Below are 16,981 nucleotides of genomic sequence, written 5' to 3'. Positions count from 1 at the left end.
CCGGGAGCCGGCAAAACGTCGAAATGGACGCCGTCAGCGCCGCGGCAAGCGGGCGCGATCCTGCGGTGTCGTCTCCGGCTCCTTGAGGTAGAGCGGGCGCGGCGGCGCGGTGGCAGGATCGGCGAGAAGGCCTAGTCGTGCGACCCAGGTCACATCCGGAGCCTTGGCATCGTCGATGACCAGTGCATCGAGCCCGATCGCCCAGGCCTCATTCGCAACGGCGAGCGCCGAGGAGCCGACAAGGCTGACCGGACCGGCACCGATCGCGCGCGCAGCATCCCGATAATTGACCTGCCGAATCGAAACGAGCTGCTTGCCCTGCGAGCTCAGCGCCTGGAACCAGACCTGGCCATGCTTGGCGTCCAGCCCGGCGGCGACGACGCGGCCCGACTCCCTGCCAATGAGGGGCGCGGCGGTTGCCGCCAGCGTCGTCACGCCGACGGCGGGGATTCCCGCAGCCAGCGCGATGGCGCGTGCGGCACTGATTCCGACGCGCAGGCCGGTGTAGCTGCCCGGCCCGATGGTCACGGCGACGCGGTCTAGCGAGGCGAACCCGCCGTCGACGGTGTTCATCACCCGTTCGATCAGCGGCATCAACGCCTCGGCATGTCCGCGATCCATCGCAATCTGTTCGCGTGCGAGGGGCGTGGTTTCGCCCATGTCGAGGACACAGGCGGAACAGGCGCCAAGCGCGGTGTCGATGGCGAGAATGCGCATCAGGTCACGATCCTGAGGAATGCAGAACGGCGTTCGGACAAGATCATGCCCAGGCGAATAATATCAGACGGCCTCGACTTCGCGCACATCCGGAAGGAAGTGGCGCAGCAGATTCTGGATGCCGTGCTTCAGCGTCGCAGTCGAGGACGGGCAGCCCGAGCAGGATCCCTTCATCGCGAGATAGACGACGCCATCCTTGAACCCGCGGAAGGTGATGTCTCCGCCATCGCCGGCGACCGCAGGGCGGATGCGTGTCTCCAGCAGATCCTTGATCGTCTCGACGGTGGCGGCGTCCTCCGGCGCGAAGAATTCGCCTTCGTCGGTGACATCGGCCTTCGAGCCGTCCGAGAGGACCGGCGCGCCCGACATGAAGTGCTCCATGATGGCACCGAGGATCGCGGGCTTGAGATGCGGCCATTCGCCGCCCGACTTGGTGACCGTGATGAAGTCGGAACCGAGGAAGACGCCGGAGACGCCGGTGACGGCGAAGAGACGCAAGGCCAGCGGCGAACGGTCGGCCTGCTCGGCGTCGCGCAGCTCGAGGGTGCCGTCCGGCATGACGGTGCGCCCGGGCAGGAATTTCAATGTCGCCGGGTTCGGCGTGGCTTCAGTCTGGATGAACATGGTGGCCTCCGGTGCCGGCGGGTCAAGGCCGCCGTTCCTGAGCCCGATATAGGCGCGTTGCTGGAATCATTCCAGCGCCAACCCGGCCTTGCGGGTCAGGCCAGCGCGTCGATCTCCTCGTCCTCGAGATGGCCGGGCACGATTGCGACCGGGATCGGGAAGGTGCCGGCCGATTTGCCGGCAAGAGCGCTGACCAGTGGGCCTGGACCGTCGCGCCCGGTGCCGGCGGCGAGCACCAGCAGCGAGATGTCCTCGTCGGCCTCGATCAGTTTGACGAGTTCGTCCGACTTCACGCCGGTGCGGACAACCTTCTCGGGCTCGAGCCCGGCGAGCGCGCGCACGGTTGCCGCCGCATCGTCCAGTAGCCGTTCGGCTTCCGCTTCCGCCTCGGCCTRCATCACCTCACCGACACCGAGCCAGGTCTCGTGCTCGGGCGGAGTGATGACGCCGAGCAGCACGATCGAGGCGCCGATACGCGCGCACCGCCGCGCGGCGAAGCGCACGGCCTTGGCGCATTCTTCGCTATCGTCGACCACCGCGAGGAATTTCGGGCGATGGCCCGTTTCATAGGACCGCCGTCGCGTCACCATCGATTCAAACCTGCCGCCGCTTCGGGAGAGCCCATGGTGGCCTGCGCCGCAACGTCAGCGCAAGCCCACCTGCGTCACCGGCCGCGGACGAAGCCGACCACGTCCTTGACGTCGCGCATGATCGGAGCGGCAATCTCTGCTGCGCGCTCGGCGCCTTGCCCGAGAATACCATCGATATGGGAGGGATCAGCGAGCAGGTGGCGCATCTCGCCAGCGATCGGCGCCAGCTTCGTCACGGCGAGATCGACGAGCGCGGCCTTGAAGGCCGAGAACTGTCCGCCGCCAAACTGTCCGAGCACCTTTGCCCTGCTTTCGCCGCTCAGGCCGGCATAGATGCCGACGAGATTTTCGGCCTCGGGCCGGCCCTCAAGGCCCTTCTCCTCGGATGGCAAGGCCTCGGGATCGGTCTTCGCCTTACGCACCTTCTGCGCGATGGTTTCGGCGTCATCGGTCAGATTGATTCGGGAATAGTCGGATGCGTCCGACTTGGACATCTTCTTGGTGCCGTCGCGCAGGCTCATCACACGCGGCGCCGGGCCCTGGATCATCGGCTCGGGCAGCGGGAAGAAGCCGAGCTCGCCGGTGCCGAGGCCGCGAGCGGCGATCTGCTCGGCGAAGTCATTGTTGAACTTCTGCGCGATATCGCGCGCCAGTTCGAGATGCTGCTTCTGGTCCTCGCCGACCGGCACATGTGTTGCCTTGTAGAGCAGGATGTCGGCCGCCATCAGATTCGGATAGGCGTAGAGTCCGACCGAGGCGTTCTCGCGGTCCTTGCCGGCCTTTTCCTTGAACTGGGTCATGCGATTGAGCCATCCGAGGCGGGCAACGCAGTTGAACACCCAGGCAAGTTCGGCGTGCTGCGCGACCTGGCTCTGGTTGAAGATGATGCTCTTCTTCGGGTCGACGCCGGCGGCGAGATAGGCCGCTGTGACCTCGCGGATGGCACGCGTCAGCTCGGCAGGGTCCTGCCAGACGGTGATAGCGTGCATGTCGACCACGCAATACACGCAGTCATAGCTCTCCTGCATCGCGACCCAGTTCGTGAGCGCGCCGAGATAATTGCCGAGGTGAAGCGTCGAGGTCGGCTGCATGCCGGAAAAGACGCGTTGGGGAAATTCGGCCATCAGGCGCTCCATTGTCGCGAGCGGGTATCAGGAACGCGGCGTTCTGGCGGAAGCGCGGGCAAGGCGCAAGTGCGGGAGGCCGAAAGCGCCGAAGAGGGCGCCAGCAAGGCCATAGGCCGCGAGGCCGCCGAGACAGAGCGCGGCCAGGGACGCAATCCGCAACAGCAGGGGCTCGCCCGGGGCGAGCGAGGTCGTCAGCGCCGGCAGAAGCAGGAGGAGCGCGCCCAGCATGATGGCGCTGGCGCCCAGTATGGCGATGATCGGCCGCAGGCTTGCAAGGCTCGGCCGCCACAGGCCCTGGCGCCGCAGATGGAGCGACAGCAGAACGGCCTGGGCAACAAAGGCGAGGCTTGCTGCGAGGGCGGCGACGGTCGCGGCATCCTTGCCGGGCGCAGCGCCATAGCCGGAGAAAACGGCCACCAGGACGGCGGCTAGTCCAGCAAGCAGCGGGATACGTGGCATGCGCCGGACGAAATAGACCTGACCGAAGACCTTTGCCATCACCGCGAAGGGAAGACCGAGCGCGAAAGCTGCCAGGGCTCCTGCTGTGCGCACCCGATCTTCAGGGCCGAAACGGCCATGCTCGAACAGCACCGATACGATCGGCTCGGCCAGCGCGGCCAACGCGACGGCCGCCGGCACGGCAAGCGCCAATCCGAGCGCCAGCGCACGACCGAGCATGGCATCGTCCCGCGCACTCTCATGGCTCGCCATTTCGGAAAGCACGACGGTGCCCATCGCGACGCCGACGAAGCCGAGCGGCAGCTGGAAGATGCGGTCGGCGTAATAGAGCGCCGCGACCGCTCCGCCTTCTGTCGAGGCGATCTGCATCGCAACCAGCAGGACGAGTTGTGCGCTCGATGCCGCGAGCAGGGTCGCGCCGCCGGTGCGCATGAGGCGGCTCATGTCAGGCGACCAGCGCAGACTGAGGCGCGGCAGCCCGATCCTGTGCAATCGAAGCAGGATCAGGCCGAGATGGGCGAACCCGGTCAGGCTGACGAAGATGGCGAGCAGACTGGCGCTCACCATGGCCTCTGCGCCCCGCGAGAGCTGGACCAGCAGCACGCCGAGCAGGATGGCGTTCATCAATGCCGGCGCGAGAGCCGCCGTCGTGAACCGGCGCTCGGCGTTGAGCAGCGCAGCCAGCAACGCGGCGAGCGTCGTCAGCAGCAGGAAAGGCAGCATCAACCGGGTAAAATGGCTGGCCAGCGCAAGCGTTTCGGGCTCGTTCGCAAAGCCGCCGGCCAGCCCCAGCACCAGCCAGGGCGTGAACATTTCGCCGAATGCGATCAGCACCAGCAGCAGCAGACCGAGATGCGCCGTGGCTTCTCCGGCGAAGCCACGAGCCGCCGCTTCGCCGCGCGAAGCCTTGATGTCGAGATAGAGCGGTACGAAGGGCGCATTCAGTCCGCCTTCGCCGAGCACGCGCCGGACCAGATTGGGCAGGCGCAGGGCTGCCAGGAAGGCATCCGCGACCGGGCCGGCACCGAGCAGGCGCGCGATCAGCACATCTCTGGCGAAGCCGAGCAGGCGCGACAGCACCGTGGCAGCGCCGACCACCGCCGAATCGCGCGCAAGGCGCGACCCGGTAGGACTCGGCTCCGCCGGTGGCTGCATCACAGGATGAACCGGCTCAGATCCGCATTTTTGGCGAGGTCGCCGATCCGCACTTCGACATAGGGCGCGTCGATCGTGACGGTCTCGCCCGAGCGGTCTGTGGCCGTGAATGAAATCTCGTCGAGAATCCGTTCGATCACGGTCTGGAGCCGCCGCGCGCCAATATTCTCGACGGTGGAGTTTACCGCGACGGCGATGCGGGCAATGGCGTCGATCGCGTCCGGGGTGAAGTCGACCGTGACCTCCTCGGTCGCCATCAGTGCGACCGTCTGCTTGATCAGGCTCGCCTCGGTCTCGGTCAGGATGCGCTTGAAATCCTCGACATCGAGCGGCTGCAATTCGACGYGGATCGGCAGGCGTCCCTGCAACTCGGGCAGCAGGTCGGACGGGCGCGACACATGGAAGGCCCCCGACGCGATGAACAGGACGTGGTCGCTCTTCACCGGCCCGTGCTTGGTGGCAACCGTGGTGCCCTCGATCAGCGGCAGCAGGTCACGCTGTACGCCCTCACGCGAGACGTCTGCGCCGCCTCGGCCCTCGCGCGCGCAGATCTTGTCGATCTCGTCGAGGAAGACGATGCCGTTATTCTCGACCTCGCGGATGGCATCCTGGACGATCGCGTCCTGGTCGATCAGCTTGTCGCTCTCCTCGGCGATCAGCGGGCCATAGGCATCCTTGACGAGGATGCGCCGCGGCTTGCCCTTCTGGCCGAAAGCCTTGCCGAACATGTCGCCGAGCGAGATCGCGCCGATCGAGGCACCGGGCATGCCGGGCAATTCGAACATCGGGGTCGAGCTCGCGCCAGAGGCGATCTCGACCTCGATCTCCTTTTCGTCGAGTTCGTTTGCGCGCAGCTTGCGACGGAAGGAATCGCGCGTCGCCGGGCTGGCCGTCGACCCCACCAGCGCGTCGAGCACGCGCTCCTCGGCTGCAAGATGTGCCTTGGCCTGGACATCCTTGCGCCGGGCCTCGCGGACGAGGCTGATGCCGATCTCGAGGAGATCGCGAATGATCGATTCGACGTCGCGACCGACATAGCCGACCTCGGTGAACTTGGTCGCCTCGACCTTGAGGAAGGGCGCATTGGCGAGGCGCGCCAGCCGGCGCGCGATCTCGGTCTTGCCGCAGCCGGTCGGCCCGATCATCAGGATGTTCTTGGGAGCGACCTCTTCGCGCAGCGGCCCTTCGAGCTGCTGACGGCGCCAGCGGTTGCGCAGCGCGATGGCGACGGCACGCTTGGCATCCTTCTGGCCGACGATGAAGCGGTCGAGCTCGGAGACGATCTCACGGGGGGAAAAAGAGGTCATGGATACTTCCGATTGGGCGTCAGCGGACATCAGGCGATGTCGAGGCTCTCGATGACGAGGCTGTGGTTGGTGTAGACGCAGATGTCGCCGGCGATCTTCATCGCCTTGCGCACGATCGTCTCGGCGTCGGGCTCGACATCGACCAGCGCGCGCGCCGCTGCCAGGGCGAAGTTGCCGCCGGAGCCGATGGCCATCACCGAGCCATGTTCGCCCGCTTCCGGCTCCAGCACGTCGCCCGTGCCGGAGATCAGCAGGCTGACCTCCCTGTCGGCGACCAGCAGCATTGCTTCCAGCCGGCGCAGATAGCGGTCGGTGCGCCAATCCTTGGCGAGCTCGACGCAGGCGCGCAGCAATTGCGTCGGGTATTGCTCGAGCTTGGTCTCCAGCCGTTCGAACAGGGTGAAGGCATCGGCTGTTGCGCCCGCGAAGCCGGCGATCACCGCACCCTTGGCGAGGCGGCGCACCTTCTTGGCGTTACCCTTCATGATGGTCGGGCCGAGCGAGACCTGCCCGTCGCCGCCGATCACCACGCGCCCGCCCTTGCGCACCATCAGGATGGTGGTGGCGTGCATCACGGGGGCCTTGTTGTCGTTATCCATCAGAGCGTCTTCCAGTGTTTCCGGCCGTTCGCCAGATGTAGGGCTTTTCAGGCGCTGCACAATCGGCCGGGTGGCGTGAGCGTCAACGCGCTGCTAGAGCATGTCCCGCAAAAGTGGGATGCACTTTTGCGACGAGAACATGCTTCAGCAGCCACTTTGGCGCGAATTCTTGTCGCTCGGCTGATTTCAGTCGAGCGGAAAGCGCGCTAAAGCACCGGCCAGCAAGGTCACAAGGGCTTTTCAAATGCGTTCGGGCGAAGTGAAGCGCCGCACCAATGAAACCGATATCTCGGTCAAGCTCTCGCTCGACGGCACGGGCAAGGCCGAGATCGCGACAGGCGTCGGCTTCTTCGACCATATGCTCGATCTCTTTGCCCGCCATTCGCTGATCGATCTTGCGGTCACGGTGAAAGGCGACACCCATATCGATGATCACCACTCGGTCGAGGATGCGGGCATCGCGCTCGGCGAGGCGGTAAAGCAGGCGCTCGGCGACAAGAAGGGCATCCGCCGCTACGCCGACGTGCATCTGCCGATGGACGAGACGCTGACCCGCGTCGCCGTCGACGTCTCCGGCCGGCCCTTTCTGGTGTTCCGCACGAGCTTCAAGGCCGAGAAGATCGGCACGTTCGATACCGAGTTGGTGCGCGAGTTCTTCCAGGCCTTCGCGATCAATGCGGGCCTGACCCTGCATGTCGAGACACTCTACGGCGACAATGCCCATCATATCGCCGAGAGCTGCTTCAAGGGGTTGGCGCGGGCGTTGCGTCACGCGCTCGAGGTCGATCCGCGCGAAGGCGGCCGCGTGCCGTCCACCAAGGGCGCGCTATAAGGGGCCATGACATGGCGTTCTATACGGTCCTGATTCCGCCGCCCGGTTCCGGCAGCGAGCGCGACGATATCGAGCAGGCGCGGCTCCTGCCCGAGACATTCTCCTGGGCAGCCTTCCTCTTCACGGGCTTCTGGCTGCTGGCGAAGCGGCTCTGGCTGGCGACGCTCGTCTTCGCGCTGGTCTGGGCTGCCGTGTATTACGCGCAGAGCGATCTCGGGCTCGCGAGCGGTGCGGCGCTGCTGGCGCAATTCGTCATCGGGCTCTTCCTCGGGCTCGAAGGCCGGAACCTGATCGCGCGCAAGCTGCTGCGGAAAGGCTGGCGGCTTGCCGATGTGATCGAGGCTCCCGATCTCGCGAGCGCCGAACGACGCTATTTCGAGCGGGCTCTCGAAAGCCGGCCCGCGCCGGCTCCGCGCGAAGCCGCGCCGGTTCCTGCGCGTTTCCAGTCTTCAAGCGCAGTCCCGGTGATCGGACTCTTTCCTGAGGCGCAAGGCCGATGACCCAGTCCGTCGCCATCATCGATTACGGATCCGGCAATCTGCACTCTGCCGCCAAGGCCTTTGAGCGTGCGGCGGCCGAGTCCGGCATTGCCTCCACTATTCGCGTCACCAGTGATCCGGCGGTCGTGCGTGCGGCCGATCGCATCGTCCTGCCGGGCGTCGGCGCCTTCGCCGATTGTCGCCGCGGGCTCGATGCTGTCTCCGGCATGGTCGAGGTTCTGGAGGACGTCGTCCGCGGCAAGCAGCGCCCCTTTCTCGGCATCTGCGTCGGTATGCAGCTCCTCGCAAGCCGTGGGCTCGAATACACGGTGACGGACGGCCTCGGCTGGATTCCGGGCGATGTCGCCCTGATCAGGCCGACCGACGAGAGCCTCAAGATCCCGCATATGGGCTGGAACAATCTGCATGCGCAGGACGAGCATCCGTTGCTCGCCGGCATCGAGACCGGTCCGGGCGGCCTGCATGCCTATTTCGTGCATTCCTACGCGCTGACGCCGGAGCGGGCCGAGGATGTGCTGGCGCTGACCGAGTATGGCGGGCCCGTCACCGCCATGGTGGTGCGCGGCAACATCGCCGGCACGCAGTTCCACCCCGAGAAAAGCCAGAAGCTCGGACTGAAGCTGATTGCCAATTTCTTGGGATGGACACCGTGATTCTGTTCCCCGCCATCGATCTCAAGGACGGTCGCTGCGTTCGCCTGAAGCAAGGCGACATGGCCCAGGCGACCGTCTTCAATGATGATCCGGCTGCGCAAGCCGCGGAATTCGAGGCGCAGGGTTTCGAATGGCTCCATGTCGTCGATCTCGACGGCGCCTTTGCCGGTAAGCCGATGAATGCTGCAGCTGTCGAGGCCATCCTCGGCCGGGTCGCGTTTCCGGTGCAGCTCGGCGGCGGCATTCGCGACATCGCGACCGTCGAGGGCTGGCTCACCAAGGGCGTGCGCCGCGTCATCATCGGCACGGCCGCGGTGCGGGATCCGGCTTTCGTGCGCGAAGCGGCGAAGGCCTTTCCGGGCCAGGTCGCCGTCGGCATCGATGCGCGCGACGGCTTCGTCGCGGTCGAAGGCTGGGCGGAAACCTCTTCGCTTGCCGCGGTTGATCTTGGCCGCCGCTTCGAGGACGCGGGCGTCGCGGCGATCATCTACACCGACATCGCGCGCGACGGCATGCTCCAGGGCATCAACTGGGACGGCACGATCGCGCTCGCCGGGGCGCTGAGCATTCCGGTGATCGCGTCGGGCGGGCTCGCCTCGATGGCCGATATCGAGCGCCTCTGTGCCCCCGACGCCGCTATCCTGGAAGGCGCGATCACGGGCCGCGCGCTCTATGATGGGCGCATCGATCCGGCCGCAGCGCTGGCGCGGATCGCTCAGGCGGACAAGGGGAAGGCGGCATGAGCCTGAAGACCCGCATCATTCCCTGCCTCGACGTCAAGGACGGCCGTGTCGTCAAGGGCGTGAAATTCGTCGATCTCGTCGATGCCGGTGATCCGGTCGAGGCCGCCAAGGCCTATGACGCAGCCGGCGCGGACGAACTCTGCTTCCTCGACATCACGGCGAGCCATGAGGATCGCGGCATCCTGTTCGATGTGGTGACGCGCACCGCAGAGGCCTGCTTCATGCCGCTCACCGTGGGCGGCGGCGTCCGCACGGTCGACGATATCCGCAAGCTGCTCTTGGCCGGGGCCGACAAGGTCGCGATCATGACGGCGGCCGTGCAGCGGCGTGCCTTCGTCAAGGAAGCGGCGGAAAAGTTCGGCGATCAGTGCATCGTCGTCGCGATCGACGCCAAGAAGGTGGCGCCGGAGCGCTGGGAGATCTTCACCCATGGCGGCCGCAATGCGACCGGGCTCGATGCCGTCGCCTATGCCCGCGAGGTGGTCTCGCTCGGCGCCGGCGAGCTGCTGCTGACCTCGATGGACCGCGACGGCACCGGGGCAGGCTTCGATCTTGACCTGACCAGCCGGATTGCCGATGCGGTTTCCGTGCCCGTCATCGCGTCCGGCGGTGTCGGCACGCTCGACCATCTCGTCGACGGCGTGCGGGAGGGCCATGCCAGTGCCGTGCTGGCGGCCTCGATCTTCCACTTCGGGACTTTCACCATCCCCCAGGCCAAAGCCCATATGGCGGCGGCAGGGCTGGCGATGCGGCTGGATTGAGCGATGAGCGGCTTTACACTGTCCGATCTCGAAAAGATCGTCGCCGAGCGGGGAAGGGCCTCCCCCGAAGAGTCCTGGACCGCCAAGCTCCTGGCTGGCGGGCCGGAGCGCGCCGCCAAGAAGCTCGGCGAAGAGGCTGTCGAAACCGTGATTGCAGCTGTGCAAGGCGACAAGCAGGCTTTGATCGCCGAAAGTGCCGATTTGCTCTATCATCTGTTGGTCGTGCTTTCGTCGCGCGATGTTGCATTGCAAGATGTGTTGAGCCAGCTTGAGGCCCGTACCGCCCGGTCCGGTCTGGCTGAGAAGGCGGCGAGGAAACCCTGAGCCATGTTGCCGAAGGCCGGATCCGGCTTTCGAAAAGGCGGCGTGCTCAGAGTCCAGTCGAGGATATCCGAGCCTTGAATCTCGAAGTCTGGAATGCGGATCGCGGCAGCATGGACCAACGTCTGATCCCGGCCGCGGCCGATCCCGATCTGGTTTCACCCTATCGGACCTTCACGCGGGACGAGTGGGCGCATCTGCGCGCCGATACGCCGCTGACGCTCTCGGTCGACGACCTGACCAAGCTGCAATCGATCAATGATCCGATCTCGCTGGACGAGATCGTCGCGATCTACCTGCCGCTGTCGCGGCTGCTGTCGCTCTACGTTGCGGCCACGCAAGGCCTGTTCAAGGCGACGCAGCGTTTTCTGCTGGCAGAAGCCGAGGTCAAGGTTCCCTATATCATCGGCGTCGCCGGCTCGGTCGCAGTCGGCAAGTCGACCACGGCACGCGTATTGAAGGCGCTGCTCTCGCGCTGGCCGAATACGCCCAAGGTCGAACTCGTCACCACGGACGGCTTCCTGCTGCCCAATGCCGAACTCGAGCGGCGCGGGTTGATGCAGCGCAAGGGCTTTCCGGAAAGCTATGACAGTTCCGCGATCCTGCGTTTCCTCTCCGATGTGAAAGCCGGCAGGCCTGCGGTCTTGGCGCCGGTCTATTCGCATCTTGTCTACGATGTCGTTCCTGGTGAGCAGGTCACTGTCGAGCGGCCGGATATTCTGATCCTCGAAGGCCTCAACGTTCTGCAGCCGAGCCGGATGCCGAAGGACGGCAAGGTCATCCCCTTCGTCTCCGACTATTTCGATTTCTCGGTCTATCTCGACGCGCATGAGGACGATCTGCACCGCTGGTACGTCAACCGCTTCATGACGTTGCGCCAGACCGCCTTCCGCGATCCTCGCTCCTTCTTCCGCAAATATGCCGAGATCGGTGAGGAGGAGGCCCTGTCGATCGCCGAGAATCTATGGACCGGGATCAACATGCCGAACCTGCAGGAGAACATCCTGCCGACGCGCCAGCGCGCCAGCCTGATCCTGACCAAGGGCGCGAGTCATCGCATCCAGCAGGTCGCGCTGCGCCGCCTCTGAGAAACCGGCATGGAGGCTTTGTCCGCGCTCGCGGTGATGGCGGGCGCCGCCTTCGTTGCGGCCTCGATCCTTCCGGCGCAGTCGGAAGCCGTCTTTGTCGGCCTGCTCGCGGCAGGGAGTGCCGAACCGCTGACGCTGTTCCTGGTCGCGAGCCTCGCGAACACCGCGGGTTCGGTCCTCAACTGGTGGATCGGTCGATTGATCACGCAAGGCGGGCTGGAGAGATTGCCGGCCAGGCTGCGCCCGGACCCTGCGAAACTCGGCCGCGCCCAGGCCTGGTTCGGTCGTTTTGGCTGGCCGTCCTTGCTTCTTGCCTGGCTGCCGATTGTCGGCGACCCGCTGACGGTCGTCGCCGGCACTTTGAATTACCCACTCGGCCGCTTCACGCTACTCGTCTTCATCGGCAAGGCTGCACGCTACGCTGCGCTCTGGGCCGGCTGGGTCGCAGCGTCATAGCCTTGGGCTCAAGCAAGACGCGTATCGGTTTTATGTGCGAGCGCTGCCTCACCTTTTTGGATTTTGAGATTTGCGTGTGCGGATGTCTCGGGCTACCAGCAAGCCCCTTACTTCAGGAGATCTGATCATGAGCATCCAGCGCATCGGTATCGGCCCCCGCATGTCCAAGGCCGTCGTGCATGGCAACACCGTCTACCTCGCCGGCCAGGTCGCCGATAAGGCTGCCGGCAAGAGCGTTGCCGAGCAGACCGCCGACATCCTCGGCATCATTGACGGCCTCCTGGCCGAAGCCGGCACCGACAAGACCAAGCTGCTGATGGTCAATATCTGGCTCTCCGACATGTCGACCTTCGCCGAGATGAACGGCGTCTGGGACAAGTGGGTCGTCGCCGGCCAGACTCCCGGTCGCGCCACCGTCGAAGCCAAGCTTGCCGCGCCGCAGTTCACGGTCGAGATCGCGGTCATCGCCGCGAAGTGAGACGCCAGTGCTGATCTGGAACGGGAGGATGCCATCAGCGGGTCGGAGGAGATCGCGCCGCTCCTAGTGCGCGTCACCGTGCGCTACGGCCTGCCGGCAGTGGCGCTGCCGGCCATGGTCGCCGATTGGCTGCGCCGACCCGGCGCAGCGCTTCCCGTGGAAGCGCTGCTTGACCGCAAGGCGCAGGATTTCCTCGCAGTAGCAGGTCGACTCGGCGATCCACTTGGCGACGAGGCCACCCGGCATCTGCGAAGCGAGGCGGCGGCAGCGCTTGCCGCCGGCCGCTTCGCCGATGCGGACAAGGCGCTGGCTCAGGCCGAGCTCCAAGTGATCGGCGGCTCGACCGATCTCTCGGCGCTGACGGTCGCCCAGCGGCTCACGGCCGGCGGGAACCGCACCGACCGGGCGGCGATCAGCTTTCTGCGCATGACGTCGGAGGCCTATCGCGAGGCCGCTGCCCGCTATGGCGAAGCGTCTGCGCTCATCGGTCTGGCCGATCTCGATCGCAGTCGGGACCTGGCTCTCGCCCAGGCGAAAGCGCTGGCGCGGATCAGCGAGGATTTCGGTGGGCGAGACGGCTATGACGCGGCCATTGGCTTGCTGCGCCGTTTGCTCGAGGGCTTCGACAGCCTCGAGGATACGGTCGCCTTTGCCGGGGCCCAGGACGCTTTCGCTGCCGTGCTCGAGAGCCTTGCGGAGATGTCCGGCGATGGCAAACTACGCGTCGAGGCGCTCGGCCGTTGCCGGGCGGCATTAGAAGACCTCCGCCGGGATGAAGCGCCGGCCCTCTGGCATGGATTGAAGGTCCGCTTTGGCCGACTTGCCTCGATGCTGGGTGAGGCCAGCGCGGACGATGATCTGCTGGAGGAAGCGGTTGCAGCGTTCGCCGATGTCCTTGCTCGCTGGGATCGAAGTCGTGACGAGGCGCGTTGGCTCGAGGCCGAGCACTTGATTTCTCGCGCGCGCGCCGATCTCGGTTCGCGCCGGAAGGACCTCGCCCTGCTCGAGCGGGCTTTCAACGGCTTCAACAGGGTTGCCAAGACCGTCGACAGGGCGCGGGAGCCTCTGCGCTGGGCCGAGTTGCAGCATCAGATGGGTGGGGTGCTAGCGGCCATGGGCGAGCGCTATAGCGAGCCCGTCGTGCTCGAAGAGGCCCTCGCCTTGTTCTCTGCCGCGCTTGAGGAGCGCCGGCGCGAGACCGTACCCTCCCTTTGGGCGGCAACCACGGCCAGTCACGGACAGGCTTCCCTGCATCTCGCCGAACGCCGCCGTGATCGGGGCCTGGCCGAGCAGGCCCTCGCTCAGATCATGTCCGCGATCGAAGCCTTGCGGGCCAGTGGACACGCCGCGAATGCCAAGCGCCTCGAGGCGCCGTTGATCAAGGCCGGCAGGCTGGTCGAGACACTACGCAAGAGCTGAGAGCGGGGCTTCCGCGGCTCAGGCCGCTTTCCTCCAGTCCGCGAGCCGCTCAAGTGCCGCATCGAGCGTCGCGTCATGCTTGGCAAAGCAGAAGCGCACCACCGTCTTGACGGCGCCCTCCGCATAGAAGGCGCTGACCGGGATCGCGGCGACACCGTTCTCCGTGACAAGTCTCTGACAGAACGCGATGTCGTCGGTCTCGCCGAGCGGCGCGATGTCGACATTGAGGAAGTAGGTGCCGACGCTTGGCAGCACGCTGAAACCGAGACCCTGCAACCCGCTGGCGAAACGATCACGCGAGCGCTGGAAATCGGCGCGCATCCCGTCGAAATAGGAATCATCCTTGCCGAGCCCATAGGCGACTGCAACCTGCAGGTTCGGCGGGGTGGTAAACGTGATGTATTGATGCGCCTTGGCGAGCACGCGCATCAGATTGGGCGCCGCCATCACCATCCCGACCTTCCACCCGGTCAGCGAGAAGATCTTCCCAGCCGACGAGATCTTCACCGTGCGCTCGCGCATGCCCGGCCGCGCCATCAGCGGTACATGCCTGCGGCCGTCGAAGACGACATGCTCCCAGACCTCGTCGCAGATCGCGACGGCGTCATGCCGGATGCAGAAATCGGCGAGCAGATCGAGATCGGCAGCACTGAAGATCGTCGCGGTCGGATTCAGCGGGTTGTTGAACAGCACGACCCGGGTCTTTGGTGAAAAGGCCTTGGCCAGCGCCTCTTCGCTCAGGCCGAAAGCCGGCGGGGTTAGGGTCACGAATTTCGGGATGCCGCCGGCCCGGCGCACCAGCGGCACATAGGCGTCGTACATCGGCTCGAACAGCACGACCTCGTCACCGGGCGTGATCAACGCCATCAGGGCGCCGGCGATCGCCTCGGTTGCCCCCGAGGTGATCATCACCTCGCTGTCCGGATCGAGATCAAGGCCCTGCCAGTGCTTGTAATGCGTGGCGCAGGCCTGACGCAGCTCCGGCAGGCCCATCATCGGCGGGTACTGGTTCCAGCCGTTCATCACCGCCTCGGCGGCCTTTCGCCGCACATCCTCGGGCCCCGGGTCGTCGGGAAAGCCCTGGCCGAGATTCACGGCGCCGGTCTCGCGCGCGAGCCGCGACATCACTTCGAAGACGCTGGTCTGAAGGGCGGAGAAGATCGGGTTCATCGCAATCTTGTCGAGTTTGGGTGCGAGAGAGCTTGGGCCTCTACCATGTCCCGCTGCCCTGTGCACCGGCTCAAGCAAGCCCTCATGCTCCTGACAGAATATGGAATGATGAATGTTGACATTCATCAGCGGTCAATGCTTATCTCCGTTTCGCCGGTTCACGACGGGCGCCCGCGGTTTCTTCGCCCCTTTGGAGCTGCGGGATATTGGCGTGAACCGGTGACCCTCCCTCTCCATCGCCGCCTGCTTGCCCGCGCCCTGAGCGCCGCCTAAGCAAGCGCCATGGCCGCGCCCAAACCCACCCCCGCCCTGATGATTCTCGGCACCGGCTCGAATGTCGGAAAGTCGCTGCTCGTCGCTGGATTATGTCGGCTCTTTGCCGATCGCGGCCTCAGGGTGCGGCCGTTCAAGCCACAGAACATGTCGAACAATGCCGCAGCGACCGCTTCAGGCGAGATCGGTCGCGCCCAGGCTCTTCAGGCCCGCGCTGCCCGCGTGCCGCCGCATGTCGACATGAACCCGGTGCTGCTCAAGCCGGAGAGCGACACAGGCAGCCAGATCGTGCTGCAGGGCCGCGTCGCAGGCCACCTCGCGTCGGGCGATTTTGCGCGGCGCGGCGATTTCCTGCCGAAAGTGCTGGAGAGTTTTGAGCGGCTGAGCGCCGGGGCCGATCTCGTTCTCGTCGAGGGAGCCGGTTCACCGGCCGAGACCAATCTGCGCGCGCGAGATATCGCCAATCTCGGCTTTGCCCGCGCGGCCGGCGTTCCGGCGCTGCTGATCGGCGACATTGATCGCGGCGGCGTGATCGCCAGTCTCGTCGGCACCCATGCCGTGCTCGATGCCGCCGATCGCGAGATGATTAGGGCCTTTGCCATCAACCGCTTTCGTGGCGACGCAGCACTCTTCAAGGACGGCATCTCCACGATTTCGCAGGCGACTGGCTGGCCTTGCCTCGGTATTGTGCCCTGGTTCGCCGAAGCGTCCCGCCTGCCGGCCGAGGACGGGCTCGATCTGACCTCCGGCGTGCGCACGGCCGGCGCCGTGCTCAAGGTCGCGGTACCCGTACTGCCGGGAATCGCCAATTTTGACGATCTCGACCCGCTGAAACTGGAGGCCGCCGTCGAACTGGTCATGGTGACCCGTGGCGCGCCGCTGCCGGGCGACGCCGATCTCGTCATCCTGCCCGGCTCAAAGACGACGCTCCGCGATCTCGCGGCTTTGCGCGCCGAGGGCTGGGATATCGATCTCGCTGCCCACCGCCGACGCGGAGGTCATGTCATCGGCCTCTGCGGTGGCTACCAGATGCTCGGGCGTACCGTGCAGGATACTCATGGTCTGGAGGGACCGGCAGGTGAGGCTCCAGGCCTCGGCATGCTCGAGGTCGAGACGGTGCTGGAGCCTGGCAAGACCGTGCGTGAGGTCGATTTCACCCATGCGCCCAGCGCATCGTCAGGTCGGGCCTACGAGATTCATCTTGGCCGCACCGAGGGGGCCGACACGCAACGCGCGCCCTTCCGGGTTGGTGAGCGGCGGGAGGGAGCAGCCTCGACCGATGGGCGCGTGATCGGCACCTACCTGCATGGCGCCTTTGCCTCAGATGCCGTCCGTGCCGCCATTCTTGCGGGCATCGCGGGCCGAACGCTGTCTTCGACGCTGAATTACGAGGATGAGGTCGAATTGGCGCTCGACCGTCTGGCCGGACATCTGGCCCGGCATCTCGACATCGATGCGATCTGGACCCTCGCTCAGGAGCGGGTGCAATCCGGCTGATCGAGTTGCGCCGCCTCGGCGCGGCCTAGCCTGCGACACTTTCACCGCACCCCGGTCTACCCGCCCGGGGACGGATTGACAAACTGGTCAGTTTTGCCGTCTACCGGTCAGAGAGGCCAGGAAGATTTGGCTAAAGTCTTTATTCGTCATGGAGTTGACGAATGACGAAATTCATCATAATGAACAATTCCCACCCGAAATCGCTGAGCAAC

The 16,981-nt window shown here is 65.6% G+C and carries 19 protein-coding genes; 11 read left to right on the top strand and 8 right to left on the bottom strand.

Translation table 11 applies throughout. The annotated features are described in order from the left end of the window. Window positions 1-33: 33 nt before the first annotated feature. The 7 genes from tsaB to hslV all read right to left on the bottom strand — a co-directional run bounded on the left by tsaB (window position 34) and on the right by hslV (window position 6,578). The gene (gene tsaB / locus AC1DW9_RS06995) at window positions 34-717 is read right to left on the bottom strand and encodes a tRNA (adenosine(37)-N6)-threonylcarbamoyltransferase complex dimerization subunit type 1 TsaB (protein WP_476855058.1); all 684 of its coding nucleotides are present in this window, start codon (window positions 715-717) and stop codon (window positions 34-36) included. Between the two features lie 63 nt (window positions 718-780). Further along, complete coding sequence (locus AC1DW9_RS06990; protein ID WP_441492011.1) at window positions 781-1,341, bottom strand: NifU family protein; 561 nt, start codon at window positions 1,339-1,341, stop codon at window positions 781-783. A gap of 95 nt (window positions 1,342-1,436) precedes the next feature. Continuing rightward, entirely contained in the window at window positions 1,437-1,931 is a 495-nt protein-coding gene (locus tag AC1DW9_RS06985) for a universal stress protein (protein WP_476855057.1), read from the bottom strand. A 74-nt stretch (window positions 1,932-2,005) separates the two neighbouring features. Continuing rightward, the gene (gene trpS / locus AC1DW9_RS06980) at window positions 2,006-3,055 is read right to left on the bottom strand and encodes a tryptophan--tRNA ligase (RefSeq protein ID WP_441492010.1); all 1,050 of its coding nucleotides are present in this window, start codon (window positions 3,053-3,055) and stop codon (window positions 2,006-2,008) included. Window positions 3,056-3,082: 27 nt separating this feature from the next. After that, window positions 3,083-4,672, bottom strand: coding sequence for a murein biosynthesis integral membrane protein MurJ (gene murJ, locus AC1DW9_RS06975; RefSeq protein WP_441505122.1), 1,590 nt, complete (start codon window positions 4,670-4,672; stop codon window positions 3,083-3,085). Beyond that, the gene (gene hslU, locus AC1DW9_RS06970; protein ID WP_476855056.1) at window positions 4,672-5,979 is read right to left on the bottom strand and encodes an ATP-dependent protease ATPase subunit HslU; all 1,308 of its coding nucleotides are present in this window, start codon (window positions 5,977-5,979) and stop codon (window positions 4,672-4,674) included. The genes murJ and hslU overlap by 1 nt, the downstream gene beginning before the upstream one ends. A 29-nt stretch (window positions 5,980-6,008) precedes the next feature. Continuing rightward, the gene (gene hslV, locus AC1DW9_RS06965) at window positions 6,009-6,578 is read right to left on the bottom strand and encodes an ATP-dependent protease subunit HslV (RefSeq protein ID WP_441505083.1); all 570 of its coding nucleotides are present in this window, start codon (window positions 6,576-6,578) and stop codon (window positions 6,009-6,011) included. A gap of 244 nt (window positions 6,579-6,822) precedes the next feature. Here hslV and hisB point away from each other — a divergent pair, with 244 nt between their 5' ends. The 10 genes from hisB (at window position 6,823) to AC1DW9_RS06915 (ending at window position 13,829) form a co-directional block, all read left to right on the top strand. Further along, on the top strand, window positions 6,823-7,410 hold the full coding sequence (gene hisB / locus AC1DW9_RS06960) for an imidazoleglycerol-phosphate dehydratase HisB (protein WP_113515683.1): 588 nt from the start codon (window positions 6,823-6,825) through the stop codon (window positions 7,408-7,410). 11 nt (window positions 7,411-7,421) lie between these two features. After that, window positions 7,422-7,910, top strand: a complete 489-nt coding sequence (locus tag AC1DW9_RS06955; protein ID WP_441492008.1) for a DUF2628 domain-containing protein — start codon at window positions 7,422-7,424, stop codon at window positions 7,908-7,910. Further along, on the top strand, window positions 7,907-8,563 hold the full coding sequence (gene hisH / locus AC1DW9_RS06950; RefSeq protein WP_441492007.1) for an imidazole glycerol phosphate synthase subunit HisH: 657 nt from the start codon (window positions 7,907-7,909) through the stop codon (window positions 8,561-8,563). Before AC1DW9_RS06955 ends, hisH begins: the two co-directional genes overlap by 4 nt. Next, window positions 8,551-9,306 (top strand): 1-(5-phosphoribosyl)-5-[(5-phosphoribosylamino)methylideneamino]imidazole-4-carboxamide isomerase, encoded by a 756-nt coding sequence (gene hisA, locus AC1DW9_RS06945; RefSeq protein ID WP_441505082.1) that lies wholly within the window; start codon window positions 8,551-8,553, stop codon window positions 9,304-9,306. The genes hisH and hisA overlap by 13 nt, the downstream gene beginning before the upstream one ends. After that, complete coding sequence (gene hisF / locus AC1DW9_RS06940; protein ID WP_113515679.1) at window positions 9,303-10,067, top strand: imidazole glycerol phosphate synthase subunit HisF; 765 nt, start codon at window positions 9,303-9,305, stop codon at window positions 10,065-10,067. The genes hisA and hisF overlap by 4 nt, the downstream gene beginning before the upstream one ends. Before the next feature lie 3 nt (window positions 10,068-10,070). Next, window positions 10,071-10,391, top strand: coding sequence for a phosphoribosyl-ATP diphosphatase (locus AC1DW9_RS06935; protein ID WP_441492005.1), 321 nt, complete (start codon window positions 10,071-10,073; stop codon window positions 10,389-10,391). 110 nt (window positions 10,392-10,501) lie between these two features. Beyond that, entirely contained in the window at window positions 10,502-11,476 is a 975-nt protein-coding gene (gene coaA / locus AC1DW9_RS06930) for a type I pantothenate kinase (RefSeq protein WP_441492004.1), read from the top strand. Window positions 11,477-11,485: 9 nt separating this feature from the next. Further along, window positions 11,486-11,932: a YqaA family protein gene (locus AC1DW9_RS06925; RefSeq protein ID WP_441505081.1), complete on the top strand. Its 447-nt coding sequence runs from the start codon at window positions 11,486-11,488 to the stop codon at window positions 11,930-11,932. A gap of 127 nt (window positions 11,933-12,059) precedes the next feature. Then, a complete protein-coding gene (locus AC1DW9_RS06920; protein WP_069878549.1) occupies window positions 12,060-12,410 on the top strand; it encodes a RidA family protein in 351 nt (116 codons plus the stop codon). Window positions 12,411-12,476: 66 nt separating this feature from the next. Beyond that, window positions 12,477-13,829, top strand: coding sequence for a hypothetical protein (locus AC1DW9_RS06915; RefSeq protein ID WP_441505080.1), 1,353 nt, complete (start codon window positions 12,477-12,479; stop codon window positions 13,827-13,829). Window positions 13,830-13,847: 18 nt separating this feature from the next. Here the strand turns inward: AC1DW9_RS06915 and AC1DW9_RS06910 are convergent, their stop codons facing one another. Further along, a complete protein-coding gene (locus AC1DW9_RS06910) occupies window positions 13,848-14,999 on the bottom strand; it encodes an aminotransferase (RefSeq protein ID WP_441492001.1) in 1,152 nt (383 codons plus the stop codon). 282 nt (window positions 15,000-15,281) lie between these two features. Here AC1DW9_RS06910 and AC1DW9_RS06905 point away from each other — a divergent pair, with 282 nt between their 5' ends. Further along, complete coding sequence (locus tag AC1DW9_RS06905) at window positions 15,282-16,769, top strand: cobyric acid synthase (protein ID WP_441505079.1); 1,488 nt, start codon at window positions 15,282-15,284, stop codon at window positions 16,767-16,769. Window positions 16,770-16,981: the final 212 nt, after the last annotated feature.

This window comes from Allobosea sp. P4_E12 (genome assembly GCF_056401655.1).
Note: the sequence above shows the minus strand (reverse complement) of the source record. Positions and strands in the feature narration are given on the sequence as shown.

Excerpts from the sequence above, each read along its gene's own strand:
- tsaB (WP_476855058.1), bottom strand. The coding sequence starts at position 717 with ATGCGCATTCTCGCCATCGACACCGCGCTTGGCGCCTGTTCCGCCTGT.
- AC1DW9_RS06990 (WP_441492011.1), bottom strand. The coding sequence starts at position 1,341 with ATGTTCATCCAGACTGAAGCCACGCCGAACCCGGCGACATTGAAATTC.
- trpS (WP_441492010.1), bottom strand. The coding sequence starts at position 3,055 with ATGGCCGAATTTCCCCAACGCGTCTTTTCCGGCATGCAGCCGACCTCG.
- murJ (WP_441505122.1), bottom strand. The coding sequence starts at position 4,672 with ATGCAGCCACCGGCGGAGCCGAGTCCTACCGGGTCGCGCCTTGCGCGC.
- hslV (WP_441505083.1), bottom strand. The coding sequence starts at position 6,578 with ATGGATAACGACAACAAGGCCCCCGTGATGCACGCCACCACCATCCTG.
- hisB (WP_113515683.1), top strand. The coding sequence starts at position 6,823 with ATGCGTTCGGGCGAAGTGAAGCGCCGCACCAATGAAACCGATATCTCG.
- AC1DW9_RS06955 (WP_441492008.1), top strand. The coding sequence starts at position 7,422 with ATGGCGTTCTATACGGTCCTGATTCCGCCGCCCGGTTCCGGCAGCGAG.
- hisH (WP_441492007.1), top strand. The coding sequence starts at position 7,907 with ATGACCCAGTCCGTCGCCATCATCGATTACGGATCCGGCAATCTGCAC.
- hisA (WP_441505082.1), top strand. The coding sequence starts at position 8,551 with ATGGACACCGTGATTCTGTTCCCCGCCATCGATCTCAAGGACGGTCGC.
- hisF (WP_113515679.1), top strand. The coding sequence starts at position 9,303 with ATGAGCCTGAAGACCCGCATCATTCCCTGCCTCGACGTCAAGGACGGC.
- AC1DW9_RS06935 (WP_441492005.1), top strand. The coding sequence starts at position 10,071 with ATGAGCGGCTTTACACTGTCCGATCTCGAAAAGATCGTCGCCGAGCGG.
- coaA (WP_441492004.1), top strand. The coding sequence starts at position 10,502 with ATGGACCAACGTCTGATCCCGGCCGCGGCCGATCCCGATCTGGTTTCA.
- AC1DW9_RS06925 (WP_441505081.1), top strand. The coding sequence starts at position 11,486 with ATGGAGGCTTTGTCCGCGCTCGCGGTGATGGCGGGCGCCGCCTTCGTT.
- AC1DW9_RS06920 (WP_069878549.1), top strand. The coding sequence starts at position 12,060 with ATGAGCATCCAGCGCATCGGTATCGGCCCCCGCATGTCCAAGGCCGTC.
- AC1DW9_RS06910 (WP_441492001.1), bottom strand. The coding sequence starts at position 14,999 with ATGAACCCGATCTTCTCCGCCCTTCAGACCAGCGTCTTCGAAGTGATG.
- AC1DW9_RS06905 (WP_441505079.1), top strand. The coding sequence starts at position 15,282 with ATGGCCGCGCCCAAACCCACCCCCGCCCTGATGATTCTCGGCACCGGC.